This window comes from Pseudomonas sp. MHK4 (assembly GCF_054600775.1).
Genome location: NZ_BAAIAK010000019.1, coordinates 1 through 22,378, shown reverse-complemented (window position 1 = coordinate 22,378; position 22,378 = coordinate 1). Strand labels below are relative to the sequence as shown.

The 22,378-nt window shown below is 60.1% G+C and carries 20 protein-coding genes and 1 pseudogene; 11 read left to right on the top strand and 10 right to left on the bottom strand.

The annotated features are described in order from the left end of the window. Positions 1-3: 3 nt before the first annotated feature. Both ACYP2Q_RS29400 and ACYP2Q_RS29395 read left to right on the top strand, forming a co-directional pair. Positions 4-1,287 carry an NAD(P)/FAD-dependent oxidoreductase gene (locus tag ACYP2Q_RS29400; RefSeq protein ID WP_459733673.1) on the top strand — a complete coding sequence of 428 codons (1,284 nt, stop codon included), beginning with the start codon at positions 4-6 and terminating at the stop codon, positions 1,285-1,287. 215 nt (positions 1,288-1,502) lie between these two features. Next, on the top strand, positions 1,503-2,051 hold the full coding sequence (locus ACYP2Q_RS29395) for a cupin domain-containing protein (protein ID WP_459733672.1): 549 nt from the start codon (positions 1,503-1,505) through the stop codon (positions 2,049-2,051). Between the two features lie 79 nt (positions 2,052-2,130). On the opposite strand, the gene ACYP2Q_RS29390 is transcribed toward ACYP2Q_RS29395, so the two are convergent. From ACYP2Q_RS29390 to ACYP2Q_RS29365, 6 genes are all read right to left on the bottom strand, one after another. Next, positions 2,131-2,556, bottom strand: a complete 426-nt coding sequence (locus tag ACYP2Q_RS29390; protein ID WP_459733670.1) for a hypothetical protein — start codon at positions 2,554-2,556, stop codon at positions 2,131-2,133. Positions 2,557-2,684: 128 nt separating this feature from the next. Then, positions 2,685-2,903, bottom strand: coding sequence for a PLD nuclease N-terminal domain-containing protein (locus ACYP2Q_RS29385; protein WP_274077584.1), 219 nt, complete (start codon positions 2,901-2,903; stop codon positions 2,685-2,687). A 184-nt stretch (positions 2,904-3,087) separates the two neighbouring features. Further along, the gene (locus ACYP2Q_RS29380) at positions 3,088-3,657 is read right to left on the bottom strand and encodes a DUF4276 family protein (RefSeq protein ID WP_459733669.1); all 570 of its coding nucleotides are present in this window, start codon (positions 3,655-3,657) and stop codon (positions 3,088-3,090) included. Next, positions 3,651-4,766, bottom strand: a complete 1,116-nt coding sequence (locus tag ACYP2Q_RS29375; protein ID WP_459733667.1) for an AAA family ATPase — start codon at positions 4,764-4,766, stop codon at positions 3,651-3,653. Before ACYP2Q_RS29375 ends, ACYP2Q_RS29380 begins: the two co-directional genes overlap by 7 nt. Before the next feature lie 306 nt (positions 4,767-5,072). After that, complete coding sequence (locus ACYP2Q_RS29370) at positions 5,073-5,366, bottom strand: fructose-bisphosphate aldolase (RefSeq protein WP_459733666.1); 294 nt, start codon at positions 5,364-5,366, stop codon at positions 5,073-5,075. 755 nt (positions 5,367-6,121) lie between these two features. Beyond that, the gene (locus tag ACYP2Q_RS29365; protein WP_459733665.1) at positions 6,122-7,537 is read right to left on the bottom strand and encodes a purine-cytosine permease family protein; all 1,416 of its coding nucleotides are present in this window, start codon (positions 7,535-7,537) and stop codon (positions 6,122-6,124) included. A 256-nt stretch (positions 7,538-7,793) separates the two neighbouring features. Here ACYP2Q_RS29365 and ACYP2Q_RS29360 point away from each other — a divergent pair, with 256 nt between their 5' ends. After that, on the top strand, positions 7,794-8,705 hold the full coding sequence (locus ACYP2Q_RS29360) for a LysR family transcriptional regulator (protein WP_459733664.1): 912 nt from the start codon (positions 7,794-7,796) through the stop codon (positions 8,703-8,705). Positions 8,706-8,718: 13 nt separating this feature from the next. On the opposite strand, the gene argE is transcribed toward ACYP2Q_RS29360, so the two are convergent. The 4 genes from argE to ACYP2Q_RS29340 form a co-directional block, all read right to left on the bottom strand. Further along, positions 8,719-9,870: an acetylornithine deacetylase gene (gene argE / locus ACYP2Q_RS29355; RefSeq protein WP_459733663.1), complete on the bottom strand. Its 1,152-nt coding sequence runs from the start codon at positions 9,868-9,870 to the stop codon at positions 8,719-8,721. Then, positions 9,867-10,544: a DUF1028 domain-containing protein gene (locus tag ACYP2Q_RS29350; protein ID WP_459733662.1), complete on the bottom strand. Its 678-nt coding sequence runs from the start codon at positions 10,542-10,544 to the stop codon at positions 9,867-9,869. The genes argE and ACYP2Q_RS29350 overlap by 4 nt, the downstream gene beginning before the upstream one ends. Before the next feature lie 68 nt (positions 10,545-10,612). Next, entirely contained in the window at positions 10,613-11,029 is a 417-nt protein-coding gene (locus tag ACYP2Q_RS29345; protein WP_008058648.1) for a RidA family protein, read from the bottom strand. 50 nt (positions 11,030-11,079) lie between these two features. Next, positions 11,080-12,390, bottom strand: coding sequence for a flavin-containing monooxygenase (locus ACYP2Q_RS29340; RefSeq protein WP_459733661.1), 1,311 nt, complete (start codon positions 12,388-12,390; stop codon positions 11,080-11,082). A 479-nt stretch (positions 12,391-12,869) separates the two neighbouring features. Here ACYP2Q_RS29340 and tssB point away from each other — a divergent pair. The 8 genes and pseudogenes from tssB to ACYP2Q_RS29300 form a co-directional block, all read left to right on the top strand. After that, positions 12,870-13,374 (top strand): annotated as a pseudogene (tssB, locus tag ACYP2Q_RS29335) (type VI secretion system contractile sheath small subunit). A gap of 34 nt (positions 13,375-13,408) precedes the next feature. Further along, positions 13,409-14,959 carry a type VI secretion system contractile sheath large subunit gene (gene tssC, locus ACYP2Q_RS29330; protein WP_459733660.1) on the top strand — a complete coding sequence of 517 codons (1,551 nt, stop codon included), beginning with the start codon at positions 13,409-13,411 and terminating at the stop codon, positions 14,957-14,959. Then, positions 14,956-16,311 carry a type VI secretion system baseplate subunit TssK gene (gene tssK, locus ACYP2Q_RS29325; protein ID WP_459733659.1) on the top strand — a complete coding sequence of 452 codons (1,356 nt, stop codon included), beginning with the start codon at positions 14,956-14,958 and terminating at the stop codon, positions 16,309-16,311. Before tssC ends, tssK begins: the two co-directional genes overlap by 4 nt. Next, entirely contained in the window at positions 16,308-16,988 is a 681-nt protein-coding gene (gene tssL / locus ACYP2Q_RS29320; RefSeq protein WP_459733658.1) for a type VI secretion system protein TssL, short form, read from the top strand. The genes tssK and tssL overlap by 4 nt, the downstream gene beginning before the upstream one ends. Positions 16,989-16,998: 10 nt before the next feature. Next, positions 16,999-18,711, top strand: coding sequence for an OmpA family protein (locus ACYP2Q_RS29315; RefSeq protein WP_459733657.1), 1,713 nt, complete (start codon positions 16,999-17,001; stop codon positions 18,709-18,711). Between the two features lie 30 nt (positions 18,712-18,741). Further along, positions 18,742-19,233, top strand: a complete 492-nt coding sequence (locus tag ACYP2Q_RS29310; RefSeq protein ID WP_459733656.1) for an Hcp family type VI secretion system effector — start codon at positions 18,742-18,744, stop codon at positions 19,231-19,233. Positions 19,234-19,363: 130 nt separating this feature from the next. Then, positions 19,364-22,027, top strand: coding sequence for a type VI secretion system ATPase TssH (tssH, locus tag ACYP2Q_RS29305; RefSeq protein WP_459733655.1), 2,664 nt, complete (start codon positions 19,364-19,366; stop codon positions 22,025-22,027). Positions 22,028-22,029: 2 nt separating this feature from the next. Continuing rightward, a partial coding sequence (locus ACYP2Q_RS29300) for a contractile injection system protein, VgrG/Pvc8 family (protein ID WP_459733654.1) occupies positions 22,030-22,378 on the top strand: 349 nt, incomplete at its 3' end.

Below are 22,378 nucleotides of genomic sequence, written 5' to 3'. Positions count from 1 at the left end.
CGTATGAAACAAGCACATGTAAACAGCTACTACGCCGCCACCCGCAACTTCACCGGCGATTTCCCGGTACTTGAGGGCGCGGTGGATTGCGACGTCTGCGTGATCGGCGCCGGCTATACCGGCCTGTCCTCGGCACTGTTCCTCGCCGAAGCGGGCTACAGCGTCACCGTGCTGGAAGCCGCCAAAGTCGGTTTCGGCGCCAGCGGTCGCAACGGTGGCCAACTGGTCAACTCCTACAGCCGCGACGTCGACGTCATCGAAGAGCGTTATGGCGACAAGACCGCCGAAGTCCTCGGCAGCATGATCTTCGAAGGCGCGGACATCATTCGCCAGCGCATACAGCACTACGACATCCAGTGCGACTACCGCCCGGGCGGCATTTTTGCCGCGATGAACAAGAAGCAGCTCAAGGGCCTGGCCGAGCAGAAGAAGGGCTGGGAACGCTACGGCAACAAGAACCTGACGATGCTTGGCAAGGATGACATCAAGCGCGAAGTGGGCTCCGACGCCTACGTCGGCGGCCTGCTGGACATGCAAGGCGGGCACATTCACCCGCTGAACCTGGCGCTGGGCGAGGCTTCGGCAATCATCGGCCTGGGCGGCAAGATCTACGAGCAATCGGCGGCGGTGGAAATCACCTACGGCGAACCGATCACCGTGCGCACCGCCAAAGGCGTGGTCAAGGCCAAGTACCTGCTGATCGCCGGTAACGCCTACCTGCCGCAGGGCCTGGACAACCGCGTGACCAGCAAGAGCATGCCTTGTGGTTCGCAGATCGTCGTCACCGAGCCGTTGTCGGAACAGCAGGCCCGCAGCCTGATCAAGAACAACTACTGCGTCGAAGACTGCAACTACCTGCTCGACTACTACCGCCTGACCGCCGACAACCGCTTGCTCTACGGCGGCGGCGTGGTCTACGGCGCGCGTGAACCGGACGACATCGAACAACTGATCCGCCCGAAAATCCTCAAGACCTTCCCGCAATTGAAGGATGTGAAGATCGACTTCCGCTGGACCGGCAACTTCCTGCTGACCATGTCGCGCATGCCGCAATTCGGCCGTATCGAGAAAAACGCCTATTACATGCAGGGCTACAGCGGCCACGGCGTTACTTGCTCGCACCTGGCGGGCAAACTGATCGCCGAAATGATCCGCGGCGACGCCGAACGCTTCGACGCCTTCGCCTCGCTGCCGCACATGCCGATGATCGGCGGGCGCACCTTCTCGGCGCCGTTGACTGCCCTGGGCGCGGTGTACTACTCGCTGCGCGACCGTTTCGGGATCTAAGCTTTACCTCGCCGGCAGGCACCCCAATCAGGTACTGCCGGCTTTTTACCTGAAACACCAGGTTCCCCTGTAGGAGCCGGCAAGCCGGCTCCTACAGCAACACCAGCAAACGTGATTTAATAGCCGCCTTTCACGTTTCCGGGACCGGAAAACGGCGCGATCCACGCCTGCTATCCACCCCCATTACCCTTGCGTACCAAACACATAAGGCTGTCATGGACACGGGCTCACGACTCAAATTAGTACGCGAAAGCTACAAACTGTCCCAGCGCGAGCTGGCCAGGCGTAGCGGCGTCACCAATGCCACCATTTCCCTGATCGAGCAGAATCGCGTCAGTCCTTCCGTCAGCTCGCTGAAAAAGCTGCTGGAGGGCATTCCCATGTCCCTGGCCGACTTCTTCACCTTCGATCAACCGCCGCGCGAACACCAATACGTCTTCCGCGCCAACGAACAGCCTGACCTCGGCCGCCACGGCCTGCGCCTGCTGCTGATCGGCGCCTCCGTGCCAAGCCGGCAGATGCGTCTGCTGCGCGAACAATACGCACCGGGCGCCAGCTCCGGAGAAGAGCCGATCGTGCATTGCGAAGGCGAGGAGTGCGGTCTGGTGACCCGTGGCACCGTCGAGCTGACGGTGGACGGGCAGATCAGCGTGCTCAATGCCGGGGACGGGTATTACTTTCCGACGACCTTGCCGCACAAGTTTCGCAATATCGGCCAGGATGAGGCGGAAATCATCAGCGCGAACACGCCGGCGAACTTCTGATAACGGCGTGACGTGATCTGGCGGCGCATCATCCATGGCGCTTGATAAAAAACCGATGCCCGCTCAGGCATCGGTTTTTTTATTTGGCCTTCCAGTGACCACCGCCCGACTCGCAATCAATTTTGGCCTGGGCGATGTGCTCGGCGCCGTAGTAATAGGTCGTGACCTGGGCATTGTCGGGAATGTTGACCGACTGACTGTTCTTGTCCTTGCTGGTTGAATGAGGATTGGCCAACGATTCCTGGGTCAGGGTGGCGATGCAGGTGGCCTGGTAATGATCGTCACAATGTTCGACTTTCTTCTTGGTGCTGGTCAGCATCTCCTTGCTCTCGTTACTGCATGACCAGTCGATGGAATTGACCGGCATGCCTTCGTATTCATAGCAACTATGACTTTCGACCGCAGGGATGGAAGCGCTTTGGGATCGGGTCAGCACGTCGCAGCCTTCGGCGAACGCAAGGGCAGGGCAGAGACTAGCGAGCAAGAGCAGAAGCCTAGTGTTCATCGGGATTTCCTCTCCAATGGCGCCTTGTTTGATCCAGGATCAGCGCTGATAGAGTTTCGAAACCCCGATGTGGCCTGTGGTTCCATGCATTTCGCTCAGTCAGGGAGCGTTAACGCATTGCCCCGGCCTTATTGTCTGGCCTGTGCTGGATCCGGGTGATGAGCGATGTGTTTGGGCCCCGCCAATGCCCACAGGATCAGCCCGATCAGCGGCACGAACACAATCACCACCATCCACACACCTTTGCTGCTCGCTTTCCCCGCGCTTTTGCGCACCCGGTTGATGGCCCACAACTCGATCAGCAGAAGAACGGCTGCCAATACAATCCACGTCGTTTCGATCTGCATGTAGTCACCTCCTGATAGTCTTTCAGTTAGGTGGGCAGGTGCACGCAGGGTTCATTTAATTTGCGGTTGCGAAAATGGGAGACGGATAATCAGCGCAGTCAACGTGCTCCCGGGCGCTTGATTTCGGGGAATATTCCACCGCCTTTCCCGGCGGGGATCGGGCGCTGGAACTAAGCCAGGCCGCTCAGCGCTGTGTTGTGAAAAAGTGAACAAGCTCCTGCGCACTTCGACACTGTGGGTGCGATGCAGCCTGACGGATGCTGAAACCGAAGTGCTTGGTCATCTTTTTTGCGAATGCGGTTTTGTTGCCTGGCCCTTGCTTGCCCAGCGCGTTTGATAGTTCCTTCAAACGATCCCATGGCTTGTTGAGTGTCTGCTCAGGTTGCAATTCATTGAAGTCATCAATGCCTAGCCATTTGTTCATTGCAACCGAATCAGCTAGAAACCATCCCTCCAAAGCTTTGACTGCGACGAAAATAATGTTTATCCGTGGATTTGAGATGCGTTCTCGCACCAGATCAACTGACTCTTCGTCTTCGAGATCGGTCAGCACAACGATGATGTCTACCGCCTGCTGATCCAGACGGTTTAGATAAGCATCGATATTTTGCGGCAAGAGGTTACCGCCACCTTTGGCATTGACTACAGGGTTAACCAGCAAAAACTCGTTTTCTTGCAAGAACGCTTGGAAGTCCGCCGATTCGACAACGATTTTTTCGCTATCACCTTCAACGATGAATCCGACTCTCACCATGGCAGACCCCCATCAAAAAGATTGGTAAGCCACGCCGTATCAAGCGGAATGTCTTTTTTATTTACGGACGACTCTGAAGCACGTTTGACTTTGGTCTTGCCATCGTCTTTATTCACCAGCCAAAGCTCTTCAAGATCAAGGTTGCGTACCACAGACTCGCTATGAGTGGTGATGAAAACCGGGTGATCAACTGATGCATTTTCACGCATCAACTGTACAAGTTCGCCAATAGCCTTCGGATGAATGCCCCGTTCTGGCTCCTCTATGATTGTTATGCCGGATTTCCCTGCTCGGCTAAGTACAGCAGTCATGATACAGAGAGCATAAATTGTCCCATCTGAAATCAGACGCGCCGGGAAGCGAGCTTTCGTTCCTTCTTCTTTGAAGGTGATGACTGTAGAACCATCCAGTCGCTGTTTCTCGGTGGATACGTTCTCCATCCCGGGAACGATCAATTCGATCCACTCGAGAACCTGTTCTCGAAGGTGCTCGTTCTTCTCCAGAATTGACAGCATGGTGGCCACGTTCCGACCATGACTATCAAGAGTCGTAGCATCTGCTGTCGAGCTATCTGGCTCCTTGGCTTCTGTAGGGTTAATTCGAAATACCTGGATGTTGGTAAGCATTCGATATATCGGCGAATTGCCTAGCAGCATCAGTGCACTCATGTCCTGCGCATATTTAGGGAAGTGCTGCAGGTTTTCGCTGTCAGTCAAGGCGATACGTGTCTGATCGCTGCTCTTGCGGTCAATAACTTGAACACCATTAACCTTTAGGCTTTCAAGTACTCGAGGCTCGCGGTGTATTTCGGATATCGACAGGTTGTAGTCGAATGCCACTTCCTCAAGATTTATTCTGAGGGTGAAGGAAATGGTCGTGCGTTTTTCCTTTCGGTGCTTGAAGCAGTGAATTTGTTGAAATCCACCGAAATCCCGGATTGCCTGAGTGGCGCCTCGCTTTACTACCGCGCCTAAAAAATCGAGCGCATCAGTGATATTGCTCTTGCCAGCACCATTCGAGCCGGCCAGAACCGTAAAGGCTGGTACGTCATTCAGGACAACATGTGCCGCGCTCTTGAAGCCCGTGATCTCGAGGTATTCAATTTTCATCGCTAATCCTCAGCTTTCCTCTGTCACAGTATTTCCGGCCCAGAAACTCTTGAGGTCAGGTGCCCGAAATCAGTGCTCATGCCGTGTTCTTCTCAATTGGGCCTGATTCTATAGACTATTTGCAGAGTCCGCTCCTTGCCGAATCAGTCAGCCACTAGTGACAGCCATGTTTCCCGGAAACAAGTAGATTGGACGCCAGTTTCCTGCTGCACGTCGTCAACGAATCAAGCCGCAATCGCCGTGGGAATCAAGACCACGACAAGGGAAGGACCCGCATTAAACGCGGGTTCTCGAGCTGAAAATTGATCACTGCACCTTAGGCACCTCAAACCCCCGTTGCTCAATCACCCCAAACACATCCCGTACATCCTGGAGCAGAATCCGGGCGATGTTGGTGACGGTGTTGATGTCGTTTTCGGCGTAGTCGGGCAGGCTGGTGCAGGCCATGAGGTTGATGTATTGGAGGACGGCGTTGAGGCGTTCGCTGACGCAGTTGTGGAGTTCGCGGATTGGGGCCTGGTTGTCGATGAGGAGGACGGGGTAGCTGGTGGCGAATTGGGTCATGGGGATGAAGCGGCGTGGCGGGTTTTCAGTCGTCATGGTGTCAATCCTAATAAAAAGTAGAATCGCCACCTTTTTGCTGCGAAACAAATGGGTGGCAGCTATGCACGGGTTCGCAGACCGGAGGATTAACACCATGTCCCGGCAGACCGAAGGTCTCCCGCGCACAACCGCCATAAAACGATACTCAGCCGGGAGCCGGCCGTGCTTGACGGAACAAAGTATCAATCTTAAGGGCTGCGAAACCCTATCGCCAACTTCTGTCAGCGACGGGCCCGAATATAGGGGGTGGTTTTGTTGGCTGCAATCGGGGGTGTAGGACGGGGTTTGGCGTTTTAAGGTCAAAAGATCGCAGCCTTTGGCAGCTCCAGGTGCGGGGTGGCGCGGGGTTTTGTGGTGATGTATCCGGTTTTGTGGGGTGGCGCGGGTTTGAGGGTATGGGGATAGGGTGTGTCCTAGGAAATGGGTGTGTAGGTATTACAGCCACTTCGCAGTGCGCCGACGGTTAGCGGCCTCACCACAAAGGGAAATGTCCTACAGGTTTTGCAGATCAGAATCGAACGTTCGTCGGATGTCAGGTGGCTATCAGCGCATTTGCCTGCCAGGGCTTCACTCCAGGTTCCTGCAGCGCATCGGCTAAGTTGGGCGGTGAGGTGACGCGCGGGAAACAGCGCAATCGGGGGGATGCATCAGCAAGGTATCAAGTGTGGTTCTATTCAAACGGTGTTTGCTCGCGAAAGGCCTGACAGTTGGTCATTGTCAGGGCCTTGTCGCGAGCAGGCTTGTGGATCTGATTACAGGCTGGCGGCGAGTTTTCCACTCGACAACCGACGCTTGTAGGCACTGTCGCGGTTGGCCAGCCACCAGTACAACGGCGACGTGACCAGCAGGCCCACCAACCAGGACAAGTCCGCGCCGTTGATGTGCTCGGAAATCGGTCCGACGTACAGCGGCGTGTTCATGAACGGAATCTGCACCGCGATGCCGATCGCGTAGGCCAGCAGCGCCTGCGGGTTGTAGCGCCCGTAGATGCCGCCATCGACGTGGAAGATCGAGTCGATGTCGTACTTGCCTTTGTGAATGGCGTAGAAGTCGATCAGGTTGATCGCCGTCCACGGCACCAGCACTACCAGCAATACCAGCACCATGTCGACGAAGTGGCCGATGAAGTCAGCGGAGGCACCGACCGCGGCAAAGCAGCAGGCACCGAGCACGATCACCGAGAGCACGGCGCGGCTCTTGGCGGTGGGGATCCAGCGGTAGGCGAAGGTTTGCACCAGGGTGATCAGCGACAGTACCGCGCCGTACAGGTTGAGAGCGTTGTGGCTGATGACGCTAAGCAGGAACAGCACCAGCATCAGCGGGCCGATGGAACCGGTGGCGAGTTTGACTGCGTCCATGGTGTCCATGCCGACGGGCGTGGCCAGTACGGCGACGGCGCCGAAGACGAACGACAGGCTGGAGCCGAGCACGGTGCCCAGGTAGGTGGTCCAGAAGGTCGCTGCAACGGGCACGTTGGCCGGCAGGTAGCGCGAGTAGTCGGACACGTAGGGCGCGAAGGCGATTTGCCAGAGCGCAGCCAGGGACACGGTCGCCAGCCAGCCGGAGATGTTGAAGCTGCCACGGGTGAGGAAGTCGTCCGTCTGCACGTGGGTCAGGATGTAGGCGAAGCCCAGCACGATGCCGATGCCCAGCACCCAGGTGCCGATACGGTTGAGCACGTGGATGAAACGATAGCCGATGATGCCGATGATGCCCGAACCCAGGGCGCCGATGACGATGCCGACGGGCACCGGGACGCTGTCGACCACGCCGTGCAGGGATTTGCCCGCCAGCACGATGTTGGAGGCGAAGAAGCCGATGTACATCACGCCCGCGATCAGCACCACCAGCAGTGCGCCCAGGGAGCCGAACTGCGCGCGACTCTGGATCATCTGCGGGATGCCCATCTGCGGGCCCTGGGCCGAGTGCAGCGCCATCAGCACGCCGCCGACCAGATGGCCGACGAGGATGGCGACGATGCCCCAGACCAGGTTCAGGTGAAACAGCTGCACGCCGAGGGCGCCGGTGACGATGGGCAAGGGCGCGATGTTGCCACCGAACCACAGGGTGAACAGGTCGCGCGTCTTGCCATGACGATCTTGCGGCGGCACGTAGCCGATCGTGTGTTTCTCGATGAGCGGAGCGCTCGTTGTTGCAGTAGTTACCATGACGAACTCCAAGGCAAAGTGAGTACGTGGACGTACTTCGGTGAGCGTCGCGCGAACGACGCTTTTCTTGTTGGAGCGATCATGTGCAATGGCTCGGGATAGATAAATTAGTAAGTTTGTTGCTTCAAACCTTAAAAAATATATGCCGCGCCGGCGGTCGCCTCCGGTATGTTCAGCCTTGACCGCAGGCCGGCACAAAACCCTTGTGTGCGCTGCCGATCCCTTGACCCTGATGTTCTGTTTTCCGGAGGTTCCCATGGCCGCCTACAACCTGCGCCAGCTCAGGTATTTCGTCACCACGGCCGACTGCGGCAGCGTGGCGGAGGCCTCGCGCAAGCTCTATATCGCGCAGCCATCGGTGTCGACGGCGATCAAGCACCTGGAGGAGAGTTTTGGCGTGCAACTGTTCATCCGCCATCACGCCCAGGGGGTGTCGCTGACGCCGAGCGGCTCGCGGTTCTACCGCAAGGCCCAGGAGTTGCTGCGGGTCGCCCATGAGTTCGAGCAGAATGCCTTGGCGGACAATGACGTGGTGGCGGGGCAGATCGACATCGGCTGTTTTGAAACCGTGGCGCCGCTGTACCTGCCACGCCTGATCGCAGGTTTCAAGGTGCGCTGGCCCGGGGTGGAAATACGCATTCGCGACGGTGAACAGCAGGAGCTGGTGCAGGCACTGACCGCCGGCAGCATCGACATGGCCATGGTCTACGAACATGACCTGGACAGCACCATCGAGACCGTGGCGCTGATGCCGGCCCAGCAACCCTACGCCTTGCTGCCCGCCGACCATCGCTTTGCGCAGCAGGCGAAAGTCTCGCTGCACGACCTGGTGCTGGAGCCGATGATTTTGCTGGACGTGGTGCCCAGCCGGACCTACTTCGTGAGCATTTTCGAAGAGCGCGGGCTGACGCCGAACATCGTGTTCAGCTCGCCGTCGATCGAGATGGTGCGCGGGATGGTCGGCCGGGGTTTCGGCTTCTCGATCCTGGTGACCAAACCGTTTTCCGAATACACCTATGACGGGCAAAAAGTCGTGTGCGTGCCGCTGGCCGAAAACGTCACCGGCTCGGGGTTGTCCGCGGCGTGGTTGCGCCGGGCACAGCTGACCAAACCGGTGCAGCTGTTCGTCGATTACTGCCAGGAAGAACTGGCCCGACTCTACACCTGAGTCGGGCCAGGGATCAGTTGCTGATCGCCAACAGCATCCGTTGCAGCATGGCGTCGCAGCCGTGCAGTTGTTCCAGGCTGACGAACTCATCGGGCTTATGGCCTTGCTCCATGCTGCCCGGGCCGCACACCACCGTCGGGATTCCCGCCGCATCGAACAGACCGCCCTCGGTCCCGAACGCCACCGTGCCGAATTCCCGGGAGCCGGAGAATGCAGCGATCAGTTCAGCGGCTTCGCTGCGGGCATCGGTGGCCAGGCCGGGATACGCCGACAACTCACTGAACCGGATCTCGCTGTGCTCACTTACGGCGCGCATGCGCGGCAGCAGCTGCTGCTCGGCATAGGTCTGCAGTTCCTCTGCCACCTGGCGCGGGTCGTGGGAGGGCAGGGCGCGAACCTCGAAGTCGAAACGGCAGTCGGCCGGCACGATGTTCAAGGCCTTGCCGCCGCCAATCACACCGGTCTGCACGGTGGAGAACGGCGGATCGAAACGCGGATCATGCTGCTCCGGGGCCTTGAGCCGTTGGCCGATGCGCCCTAGTTCAGCGATCAGCTCGGCCGCGTATTCGATGGCATTGACCCCGAGCGGGGCGTAGGCCGAATGGCAGGCGTGACCGTGGATGTCACAGCGCATCGCCAGCTTGCCCTTGTGGCCCAGCACCGGCTTGAGTTCGGTGGGTTCGCCAATGATGCACAGCAGCGGTTTGACCGGACGTTGTTCGAGGGCCTTGAGCAGGGAGCGCACGCCCAGGCAGCCGACTTCCTCGTCGTACGACAGGGCGATATGCACCGGCAGGCGCAACGACGCCTGCACCAGCGCGGGCACCAGGGCGAGCACGCAGGCGATGTAGCCCTTCATGTCCGCCGTGCCGCGACCGTACAGCAGGCCCTCGCGCTCGGTGAGCTGGAACGGCGCAACGGTCCAGGGCTGGCCGTCGACCGGCACCACGTCGGTGTGCCCCGAGAGCACGATGCCCGGCCTGTCCGCCGGGCCGATCGTGGCGAACAGGTTGGCTTTGCTGCGTTCCTGGTTGTAGACCAGTTGGCACGGCACATCGAAGCCTGCGAGGTAGTCGCGGACAAACTCGATCAGTTGCAGGTTGGATTCGCGGCTGGTGGTGTCGAACGCCACCAGCGTTGCGAGCAGATCGCGGCTGGCGCTCATCGATCGTCTCCGGCGACGCCGTAGCCAGGGGACCGGTCGGGCGCGAGGGCGCGATCGATGTAGTCCTGGACCTGCGGACGGTAGGCCTGCCAGAGTTTTTGCAGCTGGCCGATCGGGTCTTCATCGGCCCAGTCGACCCGCAGGTTGACGATTGGCCAGGTCAGCTCGCCGACCACCATGACCGCGGCCGAATGCACCGGCCCGGCTTCGCCACCGGCCGCCACGCCACCTTGCATCGCCGCCAGCAAGCGGTCGGCCAGTTGGCCTTCGGCCTGTTCGAAGGCGCGGACCATGGCCTCGATCACCGCAGGGCTTGCGAGCATGTTGCCGGCCGCCACGCATTGCTCGCCGGACACGGCATTGTGGTTGCCCAGGGTTTGCGAACCACTGAAATGCGCGGTGCGGCCGAGGTGATCGATGGCGGTGATCTGCCGGTACTGGCTGTAGCCGTTGCGGGTCAGCACCTTGTCCAGGGCCTCGGCGGGTGCCAGGCCCTGCTCCATCAGGGCCAGGGTTTCCGGGCCCAGGGAGGGCAGGGTGATGTTTTGCGTGGAGACGGCGCCCACACCGGGCAACAGCCAGGGGCAGCGGGCGCCGACGGCGATGCTCGAGGAGCTGATGGCGATGCCGAATTGACCGGTGTCGGGGCAGCGGGCGGCGATGGAAAAGGTCATGGGGCGGGTCCTTGTCTAGCCTGGGGGAAGTGGTGTTCTTGCTGGCGCCTTCGCGAGCAAGCTCGCTCCTACTCGGGAATCACCGCAATCACATCGATCTCCATCAGCCACTGCGGCTGACCCAATGCCGTCACCACCAGCCCGGTGGAAATCGGGAACACGCCTTTGAGCCACTTGCCCACTTCCTGGTACACCGGTTCGCGGTAGCGCGGGTCGATCAGGTAGGTGGTGGTCTTGACGATGTGGCTCAGGTCGCTGCCGGCTTCTTCCAGCAGTTGCTTGACGTTGCGCATGGCCTGCTCGGTCTGCGCCCGCGGATCGCCCAGGCCAACCAGGTTGCCCTCGAAATCGGTGCCGACCTGGCCGCGCACATACACGGTGTTGCCGGCACGGACGGCCTGGCACAGGTCGTTGTCCAGGCTCTGGTTCGGGTAGGTTTCCTTGGTGTTGAACATGCGAATGCGGGTATGGGTTGGCGTGGTCATTTGAAACTCCTTAAATAGGGGGGCGGCGCGGTGTACGCGCCGTGCGGGTATCAAGCGCTGACAGTGGTCTTGTGCGCGGCCGGGGCGGTTTGGGCCTCGCGTTGGTCGGCATCGCGGTACTCGAGGTAGGTCCGCTGGATGGCAATGTGGTCGGCCACATACTTGGCGTCGTGCCACACGCCCCAGATGAACGACGAACCACGGCGCGACTGCCAGGGCAGGCCGAGGAAGTACACGCCAGCCTCGCTGGATACGCCGCGCTGATGTTGCGGCTTGCCGTTGTCGTCGAAGGCGTCGACCTGCAGCCAGCTGTAGTCCACGGCAAAACCGGTGGCCCAGATGATCGACGTCACGCCGGCCTTGGCCAGGTCGAGTTCCAGAATCGGCTTGGTGACACAGTCCGGTTCCGGGAAGGTATGGCGCGCTTGCGGTTCTTCCGGCAGGTCCAGGCCGTTGCGTTCGATGTAGGCATCGGCGGCATCGAGCAGGGCCAGGTAGTTTTCATCGCCCCGGGCCAGGTTGTCCGCCAGGTTCGCCTGGAAGGTCGCCACGCTGCCGTTGAACGATTGAGTCAGGCCCACCAGCACCATGCCGGCATGGGCCAGGCCACGGAAGTCCACGGTGCGGCCACCCTGGGCACCACTGACGGCGATGGTCACGTGTTCGCGGCCGGGTTTCATCGCGGCCTGGTCCCACTCGCCCAGCACCCCCAGCCACCAGCAGAAATCACGGTTGCGATAGGCGCGGGGCGGACGATCGTGGGCGCCCACCGACAGGTAGACCTGCTTGCCGGAGCGCTGCAATTCATCGGCGATCTGCACGCCCGAGGAACCTGCGCCCACTACCAGCACGGCACCCTCGGGCAATTGCCCGGGATTGCGATAGTCGGCGGAGTGGATCTGCAGCAGTTGTGCATCCTTGGGGGCGATCGGCGGGATCACCGGACGCTGGAACGGGCCCGTGGCAGCCACTACGCGGCTGGCCTCGATCACGCCTTGGGAAGTCTCAATGGTGAAGCCCGGGCGACCGACGTTGCGTTCGACCTTCTTCACCTCCACGCCGGTGCGGATCGGCGCCTTGAACTTGCGAGCATAGGCTTCGAAGTAATCGGCCACGCGCTCCTTGGGGGCAAAACCATCGGGGCTGATATCGTCGAATTCCAGGCCTGGAAAACGGTCGTGCCAGGCCGGACCATTGGCCACCAGCGAATCCCAGCGACCGGTGCGCCAGCGCTCGGCGATACGGTTGCGCTCCAGCACCAGGTGCGGCACACCGAGCTTGCTCAGGTGTTCACTCATGGCTACGCCGGCCTGGCCGGCGCCGACAATCAAGGTATCTATTATTGTTTTTTCAATGGTCATCTGCTTGCCCTTCGAAGTTGGTTAACGGTCGGTGTCGACCTGCCATTTCCTGGGCTCAAGACTAGGGATCAGCCGGATATCGGTAAAATATTATTAAGCTGGCATTTGAGTATAAATAATTGATGCAGAGGGGTTTGACCGGGCGGGTTGGAGGAGAGGGTGCAGCCCGGTCGGAGAAGAAAAGCGTCGGATTGCGTCCCGCAAAATGACTGTTTCCAGGGGTTTCTTGTAGGGCGTTTCCGGAAATAAGTAAGAAATTTCCCAAAGTTCAGGAGGGGGGTGGAATGTGCGAGTGAGATAGTTCATTGTCGTTGTAGGAGAACAGACATAGTTCCCGTAGGTGTATTAATTCACTCATTTTGACATGGAATTCACAGGTTGTAGTACGGCAACTTTTATTCTGTTGGCTAGAGTTTCGAGTTCCTGTCCTACAGGTTTTAGCGATGGCGTTGGCTATCGCAAAATAATCGGGAGGTGTTATGTCTTCAAGCAGTTTTCAAAACGAAGTGCCCAAGGCCCGGGTCAATATCAAGCTCGATCTGCATACCGGCGGTGCGCAGAAAAAAGTCGAATTACCACTGAAGCTGATGGTGATGGGGGGATTACAGCAATGGCAAGGAGCGGCGTCCTTTATCCGCTCGCAGCAAGGTTTCAATCAACAAAAACAACTTCGATAGTGTATTGGCGGAGTTTTCGCCGGTCTTGAAAGTGGCCGTGGAAAATACCCTGGTCGATGATGGTGGCGACACCTCCGTCGAGCTGAATTTCCAGCGCATGAAGGACTTCGAGCCGGAGCAGGTGGCACGGCAGATCCCTCACCTGCGTGCGCTGCTGGCCATGCGCAACCTGTTGCGCGACCTCAAGTCGAACCTGCTGGACAATGCCACCTTCCGTCATGAATTGGAGCGCATCCTCAAGGACGATGCGCTAAGTGACGAACTGCGAGCCGAATTGGCCGCGTTGGCGCCGGAAGAAAATCGTTAATCCACTTCGGTTCGTTTAAAGGGAAGTTACCTTCATGTCCATCGAAAGTTCTAACGCGCAATCGCGCGGCGCTACAGTGTTGTCCGAAGGAAATAAAGGCGTATATGGCGCACTGTTTGGAAAAATCAACCTTAGTCCGGTCGACAGCCTAAGTAGTATCGAGATATTTCAAAATACCGAGGCACTTTCCGAGGTATCTACCGATGAGCGAGTGACGGCGGCAGTCAGTGTATTTTTGAAACTGCTCGGGCAGTCTTCACAGAAAGTCGAACGCCTGGACAAAGTCCTGCTTGATGAACACATTGCAGCCCTGGATGCTCAAATCAGTCGGCAACTCGATGCCGTGATGCACCACCCCGATTTCCAGCGTGTCGAGTCAACCTGGCGCGGGGTCAAATCGCTGATCGACCAAACCGATTTTCGCCAGAACGTTCGCATCGAATTGCTCGATATCAGCAAGGATCATCTGGTCCAGGATTTCGACGACGCTCCGGAAATCGCCCAAAGCGGCCTGTACGTGCATACCTATACCCAGGAGTACGACACACCGGGTGGTGAACCCATTGCCGCCGCGATCTCCAACTATGAGTTCGATCGCAATCCGCAAGATATAGCCCTGCTGCGCAACATTTCCAAAGTCGCCGCGGCCGCGCACATGCCATTTATCGGCACCGTCGGCCCGGCCTTCTTCGGCAAGCGCTCGATGGAAGAAGTGGCCGCCATCAAGGACATCGGCAACTACTTTGACCGCGCTGAATACCTGAAGTGGAAGTCGTTCCGCGACACCGACGACGCCCGTTATATCGGCCTGATCATGCCCCGAGTCCTCGGACGCCTGCCCTATGGTCCGGACACCGTCCCGGTGCGTAGCTTCAACTACATCGAGAGCGTCAAGGGCCCTGACCACGACAAATACCTGTGGACCAGCGCCTCGTTCGCCTTTGCCGCCAATATGGTCAAGAGCTTCATCGCCAATGGCTGGTGCGTGCAGATCCGCGGGCCGCAGTCAGGGGGCGCGGTCACCGATCTACCGATCCACCTGTATGACCTGGGCACCGGCAACCAGGTGAAGATTCCTTCGGAAGTGATGATTCCGGAAACTCGCGAATTCGAGTTCGCCGACCTCGGTTTCATCCCGCTGTCGTATTACAAGAACCGCGACTACGCGTGCTTCTTCTCGGCCAACTCCACCCAGAAAGCGGCCCTGTATGACACCGCCGATGCGACTGCCAACAGCCGGATCAACTCACGCCTGCCTTACATTTTCCTGCTGTCGCGCATTGCCCATTACCTCAAGCTGATCCAGCGCGAGAACATCGGCACCACCAAGGACCGGCGCTTGTTGGAGCTGGAACTGAACAAGTGGATCGGCGGGCTGGTCACCGAAATGACCGATCCGGGCGACGACCTGCAGGCCTCGCATCCGCTGCGTGATGCCAAGGTGACCGTGGAAGACATCGAGGACAACCCGGGTTTCTTCCGTGTGAAGTTGTATGCCGTGCCGCACTTCCAGGTGGAAGGCATGGACGTCAATTTGTCGCTGGTTTCGCAGATGCCCAAGCTCAAAGCGGAATCCAGGTCTTGAAAATCGACCGTCCCGTATGGTCTGCGGGGGCGCTGCTGTGCCCCCAGCAGTTCCAGCAACAGGCACGCTGGGAAGCCTGGTCCAATCAACGCCTGGCTCATCTGTCACTGGTGCATCCCTGGGGTATCCAGGCAGTGGCGTTTGACCAGGAGACCCTGCGACTGGGCAAGCTCAAGGCCACAAGATTGTGCCTGCGCATGCCCGACGGCACCTTGATCGATACCGATCAGGTGGATCGTCTGCCCTCGGCGCTGGAGTTAAACCACCTGCTTTCCAGTGACATGCAGGACGCTACGGTGCTATTGGCCCTGCCGCTGGAACAGGCCAATGGCAACAACTGCCTGCTCGATAACAGCAAGGTCGAGCGCCCGACGCGCTATCGCCAGGACTGGCGCAACGTGCAGGATTTGTACGATGGCGAGGCGCAACAGATTGGCGTGCTGGAACACGTACTGAGCCTGCGTTTTGCCCACGACGACAATGCCGATTACCTGACCTGCCCGATCGCGCGCCTGATACGGGACGGGCAGGGCGCATGGAGTCTGGATAACGCTTATGTACCGCCATTGCTCGACTTCGCGGCTCACCCGGGGATGCTGGCGCAGCTGGACAATCTGCTGACCCAGTTGGCTGCCAAGCGCCAACGGCTGATGGGCATGCGTCGTGAAAGCAACCAGCGCATGGCCGATTTTGCCGTGGCCGATGTGTCGCTGTTCTGGCTGCTCAATGTCTTGAACACCTACCAGCCGATCCTGGCTGATCTCAAGGCCCACCCGGCACGGCATCCCGAGCCGGTGTATCGGGAACTGGCAAAGTTGGCCGGCGGCCTGCTGACCTTTTCCCTGGAACACGATATCGAGCAGATTCCGGCTTATCGACATGAGCAGCTCGAAAGCGTTTTTCCCCCACTGTTGCGTCTGATCTCTACCTTGCTTGAGGCCAGCCTGCCTTCGCGGGTCATTGCCCTTGAGATGGAGGAGAACGGCGCCAACCGCTGGAAGGTCAGCCTCAATGATCCACGTCTGCGCGAGCGTGAGGGCGCTGATTTTTATCTGTCAGTGCGTTGCCGCTTGCCGGCAGCACAGGTGCAGAGTCAGTTCCCGCGCTTGTGCAAGATCGGCACGCCGGACGATGTCGATCAACTGATCAACGCCGCGCTCGATGGCGTGCCGTTGCAGTCGCTCAGCCATGTACCGGCAGCCATTCCGCTGCGGCTGGAGAACCAGTATTTCGCCCTCGATCTCGACCATGCCAAGGGCAAGGCGGTGATGGACGTAGGAGTCTGCGTCTTCTACGTCCCGAGCACGCTGGCCGAGGTGAAACTTGAACTGTTTGCGGTGTTGCGCACATGAACCTGAAAACCTCAAGAAAACCCACCGCACCTGCGGTGGATATCGACGCGTTGCTGCAGGACAGCTACCTGCTGGTAGTGGAACTGTGCCAGGGGGCATCGGCCCACAATGGCCCGACGCTGAAGGACCTTTGCGTAAAGCAGGTCGAACATGTACGCCAGATGCTTGAGCATGCCGGCCTGAGTCCGCGCAGCATCGATCACATCAGCCATGCCCAGTGCGCCCTGCTCGATGAAACCGTACTGCGTGTCGATAAGCAGGCTCGCGATGCCTGGACGAAAGAGCCTTTGCAAGCGAAGTTCTTCAATCGGCACCAGGCGGGCGAGTTCCTGTATGAAGACATGCGCGAAGTCTTGCGCGAGCCCGCTCCGGATCCACTGGTGCTGACGGCGTTCCATCGGGTGCTGATGCTGGGCTTCCAGGGGCGTTACCGCGATGCCGACGACCCTGAGCGCGAACAGTTGCTGAGCGCGTTCCAGGCGCAGGTCGCCCCCTTGGCACTCAGCCAGACCTTGGCGACAAAGAAGACATTCGGACAGGGACTGCGCATTGCGCTATGGCCGCATTCGCCACTGGCTCATGGTCTGCTTGTGGGTCTGCTGTTTGTCGGTTGCTGGTGGGGGCTTGACCACCTGTTGACCAGTCTCCTCAGCTCGGTTTTGCCCGGTGAGGCTTGAGGTGGGACCGATGACGCCGACACTGATGCGCGGACTCTGGTTATGGGCGGGTGCGCTCTTACTGGCGTTGCTGATTGTCGTTCCGTTGACCTGGAGCCTGCGCGCCATGGCCGTCCTGGTCGTTGTGGGCGTCGTGACCATGGCCTGGAACCGGACCGGGCGCCGGGCGTGCGCATTATTGACCCTGGCCGAGAATACCTCGCTGCCCCCGGCCGCCTACCGTCAACCGGTCGTCCTGGTTTGTGGCGATGGCCTGACGGGATTGTTCGGCGCGACGCCGGTGGAACAACTGGCATTGCGCACGACCCGCCACGGTTGTTACGTGCGGGTACCCGGGCTTGAGCAGTTGCCTGCGGTCACCGCCAGTCTGATGACGCTGCGTCCTGAATGGAGTGGGCAGCTCAGCGTCATGTTCATCGTCAACCCGGCTGAACACGCCGACACCGCCGTGTTGGCTGGACAGGCGCGAGCACTGCGCTATCAGGTCGGCCTCATTCGAAAGGGCGGCGTTGCGTTGCCGCTATTGTTGACGAGCTATGTGCAAGTCTCGGCCGCACAAGGCCCCTGGTTCAGTTGGGAGGCAGGTGAAGTCAGCCCCAGTGTGCGCGAGGCCGGAACCTGCACCAGCCTTGACGACTGGCAAAGCCAGCCTTCAGACAGCGCAACGCGCGCAGCCCGCATGCACACCTGCATAAAACTCGACAGTGTCGTGGCGTGGCTGGATCACGCGGTAATGCCCCACCTGGCCCCCCGTGATGTGCGCGATCCCGATGGCCTGCCGAGTGTCTGTGCCATCACCTTCGTACCGGCGCTCGCGCAGTCAATCGCGGGCAACCTGTGGCAGCAATGGCTGCGCAACAAGGCAGCACTGCTTGACACCAGGCAGGCGCAGCCAGGGCAGGGCACGTCAATGCCTTTTCCCGACACCTTGCTGGCGCTGCTGCCGTCGCAGACTCAACGCGCTCCATTGCGCCGCGCGAGCGGCATCGCGTTGTGGATGTTCGCCATTGCCGGGACTACGGCCCTGGCCAGTTCGGCCTGGCAGAACACCCTGTTGGTCCGTCAGGTCAGCGACGACTTGCGTCGTTACAACGCCATCCCCGTGACAGGACAACCGGATCGGCCTGAATTCATCTTGCGCGAGCAGGCACTTGCGGTGCTGCGCGAGGATGCCCTGCGCCTGGACAGCTACTACCGACACGGCGCTCCCCTGTCGCTGGGACTGGGACTCTACCGAGGCGAGCGATTGCGCGCCAGGCTGCAGTCGACGATTGCCGGTCACCGTCATCCGTCGCTGGCCCCAAGGCTTGCGGGCAATCCTAAGCCGGTGCGCCTGGACAGCCTGTCGCTGTTCAGTACCGGCAGCGCCCGGCTCAAGCCCGGCTCGACCAAAGTCCTGATCGACGCCCTGGTCGACATCAAGGCCCAGCCTGGCTGGCTGATCGTGATCAGCGGCCATACCGATGCCACCGGCAGCGCCGAGCAAAACCTGCAGTTGTCCCGGGCTCGGGCGGCCGCCGTGCACGACTGGATGCAGCACATGGGCGGTATCCCCGCCAGTTGCTTTGCGGTGCAGGGCTTCGGTGCCAGCCAGCCCATCGCCAGCAATGACACCGATGCCGGGCGCAGCGCCAATCGCCGAGTCGATATTCGTCTGGTGCCGGAGCCGGGGGCTTGCGTGTTCCCCGCTGCGGGGCCGGATTTGCAACCCCCTGTCGCATAACGCGGCATTCATGTTCAGAAGGAGCTTCACATGGCAATTCCCGTTTACCTGTGGCTGAAAAATGACGGCGACGCCGACATCAAGGGTTCGGTGGATGTTCAAGGGCGTGAGGGCAGCATCGAAGTGCTGGCCCAGGATCATGGCCTGACCATCCCCACCGACAACAACACCGGCAAGCTGACAGGCACACGGATTCACACTCCGTTCATGTTCACCAAGGAAATCGATGCCGCCAGCGTCTACCTGCTTAAGGGCGCATCCCAGGGACAGACCTTCAAGAGCGCCGAGTTCAAGTGGTATCGCATCAATGAAGCAGGCCAGGAGGTCGTTTACTACACCGTTCTGCTCGAGAACGTAAAAGTCGTAAGCGTCATGACGAAAATGTACGACGTCAAGGACCCGACCAAGGAAAAACACAATCACCTGGAAGACGTCCAGTTGCGCTACGAGAAGGTCACCTGGAAGTTCGAAGAGGGCAACATCAGCCACACCGATGCCTGGGATGAACGTCAGTCCGCTTAACACATTGAGCCTGTAGGCATTCATGCCTGCGGGTTCCGGTGTTGCGTGTTGAGTGTCCGTTCGCGGGCACTCAACCAGCCCCATCGAGCTCCTCGATTACCCGTCTTACACTCAACAAGGACGTACCCCCATGGTACAGAACGCCTCCCGCTTGCTTCGCCGTCTCAATCCCTACTGTGCCCAGGCGCTGAGCGCGGCGGCGACGTTGTGCCAAAGTCGCGCCCATGGCTACATCAGTATCGAGCACTGGCTGCTCAAATTATTCGAACAGGGCGAGGGCGACCTGACACTCATTGCCCGTCGTTACGAATGGGATATGGACGCACTCTGGCGCGGACTGCTTGAACACCTGGATACATTGCCGCGCAGTGTGCACGGCAAGCCGCAGCTGTGTGGCAAGTTACAGCAACTGATCAGCAACGCCTGGCTGCGTGCATCGTTGGACAGCCACGACCACCTGCGCTCGGCCCACTTGCTCGGCGCACTGCTGGAGTCTCCCGACCTGCTGGCTTGTGAAGCCGCCTGGCCGCTATTCAGTGTCAGCGAAACCCAGTTGCAGCATTTGTTTTCGCTGCTTGATCAACATTCTGAAGAGCGTCCCCAGGTGCAGCAAGCGGCTGCCATTGATCAGGCACAAGTGTCGTCTGATCTGCTGGCGACGCCTTCATCCGCTTCCGGCCACCACGAGGCCTTGCAGGCCGTGCTGGACAGGTTCACCCAGGACATCACCGCCAAGGCCAGGGAGGGGCGGATCGACCCGGTGTTCGGTCGTGACGATGAGATCCGCCAGGTCATCGATATCCTCAGTCGCCGGCGCAAGAACAACCCGCTGCTGGTCGGCGAACCGGGCGTTGGCAAGACCGCACTGGTCGAAGGACTGGCGCTGCGCATTGCCGAGGGCAATGTGCCGGACAGCCTCAAGCCGGTCAGCGTGCGTACCCTCGACCTGGGGTTGCTGCAAGCGGGGGCAGGGGTCAAGGGTGAATTCGAGCAGCGCCTGAAAAACGTCATCGATGCCGTGCAGCAGTCGGCAAGACCCGTGCTGTTGTTCATCGACGAAGCCCATACCCTGATCGGCGCCGGCAACCAGGCGGGCGGTGCCGACGCGGCGAACCTGCTCAAGCCCGCACTCGCCCGTGGCGAGCTGCGCACGATCGCCGCCACCACCTGGAGCGAATACAAACAATACTTCGAGCGCGATGCCGCACTGGAACGACGCTTCCAGCAGGTCAAGGTCGACGAGCCAAATGACCACGATGCCTGTCTCATGCTGCGTGGCCTGAAGGCGCGTTACGCCAGCCATCATGGCGTGCACATTCAGGATGCGGCGGTCCAGGCGGCGGTCACGCTTTCGCGGCGTTACCTGACCGGGCGACAGCTGCCCGACAAAGCCGTCGACCTGCTCGACACCGCCAGTGCACGGGTGCGCATGGGGCTCGACTGCGAACCCCAGGCACTGGTCAGAAACAAGGCCGGGCAGGCGGCCCTGGGGCTTGAACGAGAAGCACTGGAAGAAGATGCACAACTGGGTGGCAGTAGCCTTGACGAACGCCTTGCCTCGATCGATGCGCAACTTGTCGACCTGCAAGGCCAGCACAGTGAGCTGGTGCGGCAATACCGCCACGAGCTCGACCTGACCCACCAACTGCTTGATGCGCGTCAGGCTGCCCCCCTGCAGATCACCCTTTGTAATCGACTGCAACAGCAGCTTGCCGAAGTCCAGGGCGCCCAGCCATTGCTCTCTCTGGACGTCAACCCGCGCAGTGTGGCTGAAGTGATCGCCGACTGGACCGGCGTGCCGCTGGGCAGCCTGCTCAAGGACGAACAGGCCAGCCTGTTGGCACTGGAGCAGCAGCTGAGTGAACGTGTCGTCGGCCAGGATCATGCCCTCGGAGCACTGGCCCAGCGCCTGCGCGCGGCCAAGACCGGCCTGACCGAGGAGCAGGCGCCGTTGGGTGTGTTCCTGCTGGTCGGCACCAGCGGCGTCGGCAAGACGGAAACCGCCCTGGCACTGGCCGACTGCCTGTTCGGTGGCGGGCAGTCGCTGATCACCCTCAACCTCTCCGAGTACCAGGAAGCCCATACCGTCAGCCAACTCAAAGGCTCGCCACCGGGCTACGTTGGTTACGGCCAGGGTGGCGTGCTCACCGAAGCGGTACGCCGGCGTCCCTACAGCGTCGTGTTGCTCGACGAAGTGGAAAAGGCCCACCGCGACGTCCTCAATCTGTTCTACCAGGTCTTCGATCGCGGCTTCATGCGCGATGGCGAGGGGCGCGAAATCGATTTTCGCAACACCGTCATTCTCATGACCTCGAACCTGGGCAGCGACGAGCTGCAAACCTGCCTGCATCACCACCCCGACGCAACGGACAGCACCCTGCAGGAGCTATTGCGCCCACTGTTGCGCGAACACTTCCAGCCGGCCTTGCTCGCGCGCTTCCAGACCCTGATCTACCGCCCGCTGCAAGTCGACGCCCTGCAGCGCATCGTCGCGCAAAAACTCGCCCGCGTCGCCACGCGCCTGCAACGCCACTACGGCCTGACCTGCCAGATCGACAGTGCTCTCAACCAGGCCCTGGTTGCCGCCTGCCTGCTGCCCGATACCGGCGCGCGCAACATCGACAGCCTGCTCAATCAACAGATCCTGCCGGTGCTCAGCCAGCAACTGCTGCAACGCCAGGCGAGCCGTCAACGAACCCGAGGGGTGACCTTGGGTTACAGCGACGATGAAGGCATCACGCTGCAGTTCATCGACACACTGGAAGCGATGCCGGGCATCGTCGAGGAGGCCTGACCATGAGCACCCAACCGCGCATCTTCTTCAACCACAGCCGCCACACATTCACCATCCACCGGCTCGACGCCGCCTTCGACGTCCTGGCCTTCGAAGGCCAGGAACACCTGAGCCAGCCCTTCACCTACCGCATCGAATTCACCTGCGTCGAACAGGACCTCAGCGCCGAACAAATACTCAACAAGGACGCTCGTTTCAGTCTGTATCCCTTGCCGCCAAAGCCCCCTTACCCCGGCCTGCCAGCGCCCGAGTACAAGCCGTTGCGCAGCCTGTATGGGGTGGTCAACAGCTTCCAGCGCCTGTCCAGCTCCCGCGACGAAGCCCGCTACGAAATCACCCTGCAACCGCGCC

Bases quoted from the DNA above. Each gene is read 5' to 3' on its own strand.
- ACYP2Q_RS29400 (WP_459733673.1), top strand. From the start codon at position 4: ATGAAACAAGCACATGTAAACAGCTACTACGCCGCCACCCGCAACTTC.
- ACYP2Q_RS29395 (WP_459733672.1), top strand. From the start codon at position 1,503: ATGGACACGGGCTCACGACTCAAATTAGTACGCGAAAGCTACAAACTG.
- ACYP2Q_RS29390 (WP_459733670.1), bottom strand. From the start codon at position 2,556: ATGAACACTAGGCTTCTGCTCTTGCTCGCTAGTCTCTGCCCTGCCCTT.
- ACYP2Q_RS29385 (WP_274077584.1), bottom strand. From the start codon at position 2,903: ATGCAGATCGAAACGACGTGGATTGTATTGGCAGCCGTTCTTCTGCTG.
- ACYP2Q_RS29380 (WP_459733669.1), bottom strand. From the start codon at position 3,657: ATGGTGAGAGTCGGATTCATCGTTGAAGGTGATAGCGAAAAAATCGTT.
- ACYP2Q_RS29375 (WP_459733667.1), bottom strand. From the start codon at position 4,766: ATGAAAATTGAATACCTCGAGATCACGGGCTTCAAGAGCGCGGCACAT.
- ACYP2Q_RS29370 (WP_459733666.1), bottom strand. From the start codon at position 5,366: ATGACGACTGAAAACCCGCCACGCCGCTTCATCCCCATGACCCAATTC.
- ACYP2Q_RS29365 (WP_459733665.1), bottom strand. From the start codon at position 7,537: ATGGTAACTACTGCAACAACGAGCGCTCCGCTCATCGAGAAACACACG.
- ACYP2Q_RS29360 (WP_459733664.1), top strand. From the start codon at position 7,794: ATGGCCGCCTACAACCTGCGCCAGCTCAGGTATTTCGTCACCACGGCC.
- argE (WP_459733663.1), bottom strand. From the start codon at position 9,870: ATGAGCGCCAGCCGCGATCTGCTCGCAACGCTGGTGGCGTTCGACACC.
- ACYP2Q_RS29350 (WP_459733662.1), bottom strand. From the start codon at position 10,544: ATGACCTTTTCCATCGCCGCCCGCTGCCCCGACACCGGTCAATTCGGC.
- ACYP2Q_RS29345 (WP_008058648.1), bottom strand. From the start codon at position 11,029: ATGACCACGCCAACCCATACCCGCATTCGCATGTTCAACACCAAGGAA.
- ACYP2Q_RS29340 (WP_459733661.1), bottom strand. From the start codon at position 12,390: ATGACCATTGAAAAAACAATAATAGATACCTTGATTGTCGGCGCCGGC.
- tssC (WP_459733660.1), top strand. From the start codon at position 13,409: ATGTCCATCGAAAGTTCTAACGCGCAATCGCGCGGCGCTACAGTGTTG.
- tssL (WP_459733658.1), top strand. From the start codon at position 16,308: ATGAACCTGAAAACCTCAAGAAAACCCACCGCACCTGCGGTGGATATC.
- ACYP2Q_RS29315 (WP_459733657.1), top strand. From the start codon at position 16,999: ATGACGCCGACACTGATGCGCGGACTCTGGTTATGGGCGGGTGCGCTC.
- ACYP2Q_RS29310 (WP_459733656.1), top strand. From the start codon at position 18,742: ATGGCAATTCCCGTTTACCTGTGGCTGAAAAATGACGGCGACGCCGAC.
- tssH (WP_459733655.1), top strand. From the start codon at position 19,364: ATGGTACAGAACGCCTCCCGCTTGCTTCGCCGTCTCAATCCCTACTGT.